Below are 7,752 nucleotides of genomic sequence, written 5' to 3'. Positions count from 1 at the left end.
ATCTCGGTTTCGACAACCTCGACGCCATGAACGTCGGGACCGGTGTCCTTTTCCTTCAGCGGCGGGCAATGGGAGCACTCCACAGTGATGATGTTTCCGGCTCCGACGCTGTCGGTCGTAATGTTGAGGACGCCATCGCCGGCAAGTGCCGGGCCTGCGATCAGGGCGAAAATCGAAGTCAATACAAATAGGCGCTGCATGTCGCTCTCCAGGTTCGTTGCCGGGAGACTAGCAGAGAAGCCTTTTCAAGCGGTTTTCAGGAATGGTTAACGTTTTGCGAATGAAATCGGTAGAATACCGCCTAATTTTCGCGCTCGATGGCCCGCCAGCCGATGTCGCGCCGGCAAAACCCGTCTTTCCAGTCAATCAGGTCAACTGCCATATAGGCCTGGTCATGCGCGGCCTTGACGCTTGAGGCGAGTGCCGTAACGCCGAGAACGCGTCCGCCATTGGCGACCAGATCATCGCCGTCGAGCGCCGTTCCGGCGTGGAATATCTCGACGTCATGCAGGGCTGAAGCCGCTTCCAGATTATCGATTCTGGAGCCCTTCCTGTAATGGCCGGGATATCCCTTCGTTGCCATGACGACGCACAGCGCGGCCTCGTCGAGCCAGCGCGCGCTCATGGTCCACAGGAGTTCATCGGCCGCCGCCTTCATCAGCATCAGGATGTCGTCCTTGAGGCGCATCATCAGCACCTGGCATTCCGGGTCTCCGAACCGGACATTGTATTCGATGAGCTGCGGTCCGTCCGCGGTGATCATCAGCCCGGCGTAAAGAACGCCCGTAAAGGGCGTTCCGCGATCCGCCATGCCGCTCAAGGCCGGCTTGATGATGCGCTCCATCGTCTCTTCCACCAGCGCATCGGTCATGACCGGGGCAGGCGAGTAGGCGCCCATTCCTCCGGTATTGGGGCCGGTATCGCCGTCGCCGACAGCTTTATGATCCTGTGCCGTTGTCAGCGGCAGCGCGTTCGTGCCGTCACAGATGCAGAAAAAACTGACTTCCTCGCCTTCGAGAAACTCCTCGACAATGATCTCCGCGCCCGCATCGCCGAACGCGCCCTCAAAACAATCGTCGATCGCCGCAAGGGCCGCGTTCATCGTCTGAGCGACGGTCACGCCCTTGCCGGCGGCAAGGCCGTCGGCCTTTATGACGATCGGCGCACCCATCTGCCGGGCATAGGCCTTGGCCTTCGGCGCGTTGTTGAACCGCATATAGGCCGCCGTCGGAATGTTGTAACGGTCGCAAAGGTCCTTGGTGAAACCCTTGGAGCCTTCGAGCTGCGCTGCTGCCGCCGTCGGCCCGAAAACCGGGATGCCGGCCTCCTGCAGCGCGTCGGCGATTCCCGCCACGAGCGGCGCTTCCGGACCGACGACCACCAGGCTGATTTCCGTTTGAGCACAGAATGCAATCACCGCCGCATGATCGGATACGTCAAGCGCAACGCATTCGGCGCATTGAGCGATGCCGGGATTGCCCGGAGCGCAGTAGAGCGTGTCCAGCACCGGCGAGGCGGAAATCTTCCAGGCCAGCGCATGTTCCCGGCCGCCGGATCCGATAAGAAGAACATTCATTGCCGCAATCCCTTTCAACTGGCCCGCCTTTGGGGTAGCACGGTTTCGCCCGAGGTCAAGGTTTGGCGGGCGTGCTCCCCGCAGAAGGCGGACTTATCCAATGCGCGCTTGACTCACGCCGTGCGGAACTGCCACCAAGGCCGCATGCGGGAAACGCGCACAGATACCGGCCGGGTGGCCGATGCGCCCTCTGGCAACTGGGTTTACCGCGTCTTGCCGAGGCGGCTGTGGCCCTACGCTCAACTCGCGCGATGGGACCGGCCGATCGGCTGGCAGCTTCTCATGTGGCCGTGCTGGTGGTCGGCGATGCTGGCGGCCAACGCGCAGACGCTCGAGGGAGCGCTGCGGCCGGGCCAGCTTGTCGCGCACCTGCTGCTCTTCACCGTCGGTGCGATCGCCATGCGCGGCGCCGGATGCACCTATAATGATCTCGTCGACCACGACATCGACATGCAGGTCGCCCGCACACGATCGCGCCCGATGCCGTCCGGCCGCGTGACGCGCGCGCAGGCAAAGGTGTTCATGGCCGTCCAGTCTCTGGTCGGGCTGCTGGTGCTCCTGCAGTTCAACCTGTTTGCAATCGTCCTCGGCATATGCTCGCTGGCGATCGTCGCGATTTATCCGTTTGCCAAACGCTTTACCGACTGGCCGCAATTCTTCCTCGGCCTGGCCTTTTCCTGGGGCGCGCTGATGGGTTGGGCGGGCGCGTTCGGCAGTCTGGCGGCCGCACCCGTGGTTCTTTATGCCGGGGCGGTGTTCTGGACCGTCGGCTACGACACGATCTATGCCCATCAGGACAAGGAGGACGATGCGCTCGTCGGGGTGCGCTCGACCGCGCGGCTGTTCGGCGATCAGACCAAGGCCTGGCTGACGGGCATCTACGCGGCTGCGATTGCGCTGATGGCGGTGTCGGTCTGGCTGACCGGCGGTGCCTGGCCGGTCTATGTGGGACTTCTTGCGGCGGGAATCATGCTTGCAAGGCAGATCGCCGTCGTCAATATCGACGACGGCGATCAGTGCCTTGCATTGTTCAGGTCGAACAACGTGGTTGGATGGATTGTCTTTGCCGGGCTTGCGGCCGGCGTCGCCGTCAACCTGATTTAAGCGACCAATCTGATTTAAGCGACGGGCAGTCTAAACGGCGGTGACGGCCGTCGCGTGCGGTCCGCCTTCGCCGTCCATCTCCGTGAAACGGACCTCCGATCCGACATCGAGACCGCGCCATCCGTCACCGGTGACGTTGTCCCGTTCGAAGAACAGTTCGCGTCCGTCCAATGTCGCGACAAACCCGTACCCTTCATCGGCAAACAGTCGTGCGACCTTGCCGTGGCCCTTCGGAGCATGCTCCTTTATGCGAATGCCGCCGCGTTTGCGGAAATGGTCTTCCAGCTGCCTGTTGGCGGCGTTGAACGCATCGCGAATGGCGATATAGACGTCCTCATGCGCGTGATCGCGCCCGGGCTCCCGGTTGACGATGACGTCGCGCCCCGGCACGCCGATATCAATGCGGACCTGGAAGATCTTGCCCTTCCTGCTGTGCCTGTGAGGCGCTGAAACCGTGACCCGGCAAGAGACGATCCTGCTGTGAAACTCCTCAAGCTTTTCAATGCGCTCCATGATTTTTGCCTCGACTGCCGGGGACGGGTCCATGCCATGGAAAACGATTTTCGGGGAAACTTGCATTCTTTTAACTCCGCATATCAATGCTCACGGGAACGATCCTGCTCAATTGCCCGGCAAGCTGCTTTGATTTGGGTCAAGATCGCCGCCCGGCTAGAGCGAGTTGTGATTGGATTGACGCATTTGACCGCGGCGATTTTGGTTTCTGACAAGGCGGGTTGCGCGCCGTGGTGCCAGTCCACCACAAGCGCGAGCCAACACAGTCAGAGGGCAAAATCGCCCGGCCCATTCATCTCTGAATTTCAACACGACAGTCCTTTCAGGGGTGGCGGCAAATCGGCCCATCGTTCGCCCTCGCAATCGTCCACTGGACGATTGCGCGAGACGGGCTCACCGTTGCGCCGCTTGCCCGATGCACCACATCGCGCTGCGCGACGCGCCTCGCCGACTGAACCGATTTTCCGCCATCAAATGCATCAATCCAATCACAACTCGCTCTAGGTCGGCAGGATTTCGTTCAATCATTTGACCCAGCTCAATTCGCCGCCGTTTTTGACATGTAAGTCTGATGGCTGCCGCTACAAGTATGCGGCAGGGATGTTTGATCGCAACGGAAAGGAGGCGGTTGCCATGGACATTTCGCTGGAGAAAGTCTGCTTTGTGATCGTCAAGGCGCGGGAGTTCGACGTCAAGGATGTCGTCACCGATCCTGATCCGGGTTCAAACGCGTCCGACGACGCCATGCTGTCGGTATTGGAAGGACACCGCAACGACCCGGTCGAAGAGGAACTGACCTCGTTCATTTCATCGCTGTCGGTGGACGAACAGATCGATCTTGTGACGCTGACCTGGCTTGGCCGGGACGATTACGACCGTTCGGACTGGTCCGACCTGAGATCCCAGGCGTCGGATGCGAGCAATGACCGCACGGCGCAGTACCTTCTGGGTATTCCGCTGCTGCCTGACTATCTCGAGGAAGGCCTCTCGCAGCTCGGCCACAGTTGCGAGGAATACGAGATGAACAGGCTTTAGCGCCGGGCGATGATCTCTTCGCCCCTGATCGTCATGCGCACACCGAGCTTGCCGGTCCTGCGCCGGACCAGGAAGCGCGGCCGGCGCGCCGACAGGAAGGCATGGCGCCGGCGTGGCTTGACGGACCGGGTCGCGATCGGCCCGAGCCTGTCGTCAAGCGGCTTGGCTTCGCCGTCGCCCTCGATCATCAGCATCGGCAGATTGTAGATCTCGGACCAGGCATTCCAGTCCGCCGCGATGTCGTCGAGATCGTGGGCGACGAGAAGCGGAACGCAAAGGTCGCTGTCCTCGTGATGCAATTCAAGCGTCACGGTCATCGTTCCGTCCTCGTGTTCCATGGCGCGCGCCGCGATGCCTTTGAAGGCCCGTGCCGGCAGAGCGATGGAAAGCGGCAGCCCGCTTTGAGGAAGGGTTTTGCGCAGGACTGCGCCACGCTGGTCCAGCGTGAAGGTCACGCAGTCATTGTCCGAGCGCGACGCATAGGTGACCTGCTGGGGAAACCGCCCCGGGTCCAGTCGCAATTCGTCGCCGGCCCAAGCCGGTTTGCGCAATGAATTCGTCATGTTTGCCTCTGTCTCTTCTGAGAGCCGGATAATCCGGTGCGGGACTTTTGTCCTCTTGCAGCCACCAGACTATGCCAAATCCCTTCGAGCGGGCTTAATATCTACGGTTAAGAAAATCCTGTTTTCGCAAATGGTTAGCGAATTCAAACAGGCGGCAATCCATTTTTAAGAAACGTGTCGAAACTCAGTCTTTCACATCGATGACCTTGCCGGGATTCATGATGTTTGCCGGGTCGAACGCCGTCTTGATGCGTCGCATCAGATCGATTTCTATCGGTTGGCGGATCGCGGCCAGGCGATCGCGTTTCATCTGGCCGATCCCGTGTTCGGCCGAGATCGATCCACCCATCTCCACGGCGATGGCATAGACACGTTCATTGATTTCTCCACGGCGGGCGAGATGCACTTCGGCGTCGCCGCCTTCCGGCTGTGAAATATTGTAGTGGATGTTGCCGTCGCCCATGTGACCGAAGGCGCAGATGCGTGCGCCGGGCATGGCCTCGAGCACCGCGCGGTCGGCGCGCGCCATGAAGTCCGGCACGGCGGCAATGGGGACGGAGACATCGTGTTTGATCGACGAGCCTTCGGGTTTCTGTGCTTCCGACATGGTCTCCCGCAGCCGCCAGAACGCCGCCCGCTGCGCCTCGGACCGGGCAATGACGGCATCCTTCACGAGGCCCTTTTCAAAGGCGCTTTCCATAAGCGACTGCATCATTGCGTCGGCATCTTCCTCCGACTGGCTGGAAGAAATGTCGATCAGCACATACCAGTCATGGCTGCCTGCGAGCGGCTGCCGGTTGCCGGGGATATGGCGGGTTGAAAACTCCATGCCGAGGCGCTGCATGAGCTCGAAGCCGGTCAGCGCCGGGCCGCACGCCTGCTGCGCGATCCTGAAAACCGAGAACGCGTCGCCGACGCTTTCAAGGCCGGCAATGGCGACCTGCTTGCCCGCCGGAACGGGGAAAAGCTTGATGACGGCCGCGGTGATCACGCCGAGCGTGCCCTCGGCGCCGATGAAAAGGTCGCGCAGATCATAGCCCGTATTGTCCTTCTTGAGCCGGCGCAAACCGTCCCAGATCTCTCCGGTCGGCAGCACCACCTCAAGACCGAGGCACAGTTGCCGTGTGTTGCCATAGGCAAGCACCGCCGTTCCGCCGGCATTGGTCGACAGGTTGCCGCCGATCTCGCAACTGCCCTGCGAGCCCAGCGACAGCGGAAACATGCGGTCGATTTCAGCCGCTGCCGTGTGGATCGTGTCGAGCACGCACCCGGCTTCGACTGTCATGGTGTTTCCCGCCGTGTCGGTCTCGCGGATCCGGTTGAGCCGGGACAGGGACAGGATGAGCTGACTGTCCGGACCGTCGGCAAGCGGCACCTGAGCGCCGACATGACCGGTGTTGCCCGCCTGCGGTACGACCGGTGTTCCCGTCTTGGTCGCCAGCGACAGGATATCGCAAACCTCTTTGGTGGAGCCGGGTCTCAGCACCATCGGCGATGCCGTGTGGTAGAGGCCCCGCGGTTCGACCAGATAGGGCGCGATTTCGTTTTTGTCGCGGATGGCATATCCGTCGCCGACGATTGCGGCAAACCGGTCGAGAATATCTTCGCTCATAAGCTATTATTAGCGATGCGCGCGCGCCCGGTCCATCAGCTCTGGCGTCTTGGCGCCGCCGCGCGCTCGAGGCGGTCGTTGATCGCTTCGCCGAGCCCTGTTTTCGGCACTGCCGCGACGACGATCTCACCGGTTGCGGCTCCATCGGCGCGTTTCATGTAATCGAAGAGGTTTGCCGCGGCTTCCGCGAGGTCTCCGGAGGGGCTGAGATCGAGGACCAGCTTTGTCGCCTGCGCGCCTTCGACGCGCTGACCGGCAAATGTGATCACCGCATCGCCTTCGCCGGCGCTCGCCGCGTTGATACGCAGGCTCTTGCCGGGCGCATAATGCGAGCGCAGCATGCCGGGCGCCTCGACCACGGCGCCCGGTTCGGACCGGCGCATGAGCGGCGCGCCGATGGCGCTTTCAATATCTTCGGCGGAAAGGCCGCCGGGGCGCAACAGTTCGACACCTGTGCCGGTGGGCTTGAGGATGGTCGATTCCAGTCCGATCCTCGCCGGGCCTGCGTCAAGGATAAGTCCGACCCTGTCGCCAAGGTCCGCCTCGACATGCGCGGCGGTTGTTGAACTGATCCGGCCTGAGGTGTTGGCGCTGGGCGCCGCGAGCGGGCGGTCATACCGGCCAATGAGCCGGCCTGCAAAGCCGGTCGGAACCCGCACCGCCAGCGTCTCGAGGCCGGCGGTGGTCAGCGAATGGATGCCGGCGTCCGGTTTGAGCGGCAGGACGAGGGTGAGGGGCCCCGGCCAGAACAGATCGGCGAGGTGCTCCGCCTCCTCGCTGAATGCGACATAGCGCCTGGCCATGTCGATATCGGCCATGTGGCAGATCAGGGGATTGAAGCGCGGACGGCCCTTGACCTCGAAGATACGCACCACCGCGTCGCCGTTGGTGGCGTCGGCTGCAAGCCCGTAGACCGTTTCGGTGGGCAGGGCGACAAGCCCGCCCGCGGCGAGAACCGCACAGGCCTGCTCCAGAGCCGCGTCTTCATCTTTTGTTATGTCGAGGATCGTCATCTCATCCACCGGGTATGGGTGGCAATTAGCAGGCTGCGGACGGGAGCTCAACGGTTCCGGCAAATGTCGAACGAATTTGTTCAACCTTGTCGAATTAAATTGACGTTTACGTAAAAATAATCTAGGCGATTGCCACTCACCGCATGGACAAGACAGTCTGATCCTGCTGTTGTAGCCGCGGCGCTAGCCCGGTCCTCTCAGCCTGCGGGTTTGCGCTTGCAATGCAGCCTTGATTGCGAGTGGCGTGCGTCATCGTTTTCAAGCTCGTGTGCAAGCATCGCCGCGGTTGGCGGCGGTTGGTGTTTCGGGACTGGTTCCTGTGTTGTTGTATTGAAG

Annotated in this window: 7 protein-coding genes and 1 pseudogene; 2 read left to right on the top strand and 6 right to left on the bottom strand. The window is 61.6% G+C overall.

The window, feature by feature from the left end:
- Both AC5E6N_RS22070 and purD read right to left on the bottom strand, forming a co-directional pair.
- Window positions 1-200 (bottom strand): annotated as a pseudogene (locus AC5E6N_RS22070) (hypothetical protein); the annotation flags it as partial.
- A gap of 101 nt (window positions 201-301) precedes the next feature.
- A complete protein-coding gene (purD, locus tag AC5E6N_RS22065; protein WP_491749829.1) occupies window positions 302-1,576 on the bottom strand; it encodes a phosphoribosylamine--glycine ligase in 1,275 nt (424 codons plus the stop codon).
- A 144-nt stretch (window positions 1,577-1,720) separates the two neighbouring features.
- On the opposite strand from purD, the gene ubiA reads away from it, so the two are divergent.
- Entirely contained in the window at window positions 1,721-2,680 is a 960-nt protein-coding gene (ubiA, locus tag AC5E6N_RS22060) for a 4-hydroxybenzoate octaprenyltransferase (RefSeq protein WP_491749828.1), read from the top strand.
- 30 nt (window positions 2,681-2,710) lie between these two features.
- Here ubiA and AC5E6N_RS22055 read toward each other — a convergent pair whose 3' ends face one another.
- Window positions 2,711-3,259, bottom strand: coding sequence for an HPF/RaiA family ribosome-associated protein (locus AC5E6N_RS22055; RefSeq protein WP_491749827.1), 549 nt, complete (start codon window positions 3,257-3,259; stop codon window positions 2,711-2,713).
- 567 nt (window positions 3,260-3,826) lie between these two features.
- Here AC5E6N_RS22055 and AC5E6N_RS22050 point away from each other — a divergent pair.
- Window positions 3,827-4,228: a DUF3775 domain-containing protein gene (locus AC5E6N_RS22050; protein WP_491749826.1), complete on the top strand. Its 402-nt coding sequence runs from the start codon at window positions 3,827-3,829 to the stop codon at window positions 4,226-4,228.
- Here the strand turns inward: AC5E6N_RS22050 and AC5E6N_RS22045 are convergent.
- The 3 genes from AC5E6N_RS22045 to AC5E6N_RS22035 all read right to left on the bottom strand — a co-directional run bounded on the left by AC5E6N_RS22045 (window position 4,225) and on the right by AC5E6N_RS22035 (window position 7,416).
- Window positions 4,225-4,791, bottom strand: a complete 567-nt coding sequence (locus tag AC5E6N_RS22045; RefSeq protein WP_491749825.1) for a DUF6101 family protein — start codon at window positions 4,789-4,791, stop codon at window positions 4,225-4,227. The two genes, AC5E6N_RS22050 and AC5E6N_RS22045, sit on opposite strands and share 4 nt — an antisense overlap.
- A 184-nt stretch (window positions 4,792-4,975) precedes the next feature.
- Window positions 4,976-6,403, bottom strand: a complete 1,428-nt coding sequence (locus AC5E6N_RS22040; RefSeq protein ID WP_491749824.1) for an FAD-binding oxidoreductase — start codon at window positions 6,401-6,403, stop codon at window positions 4,976-4,978.
- 35 nt (window positions 6,404-6,438) lie between these two features.
- Window positions 6,439-7,416 (bottom strand): L-threonylcarbamoyladenylate synthase, encoded by a 978-nt coding sequence (locus tag AC5E6N_RS22035; protein WP_491749823.1) that lies wholly within the window; start codon window positions 7,414-7,416, stop codon window positions 6,439-6,441.
- Window positions 7,417-7,752: the final 336 nt, after the last annotated feature.

This window comes from Hoeflea sp., assembly GCF_984452065.1.
Note: the sequence above shows the minus strand (reverse complement) of the source record. Positions and strands in the feature narration are given on the sequence as shown.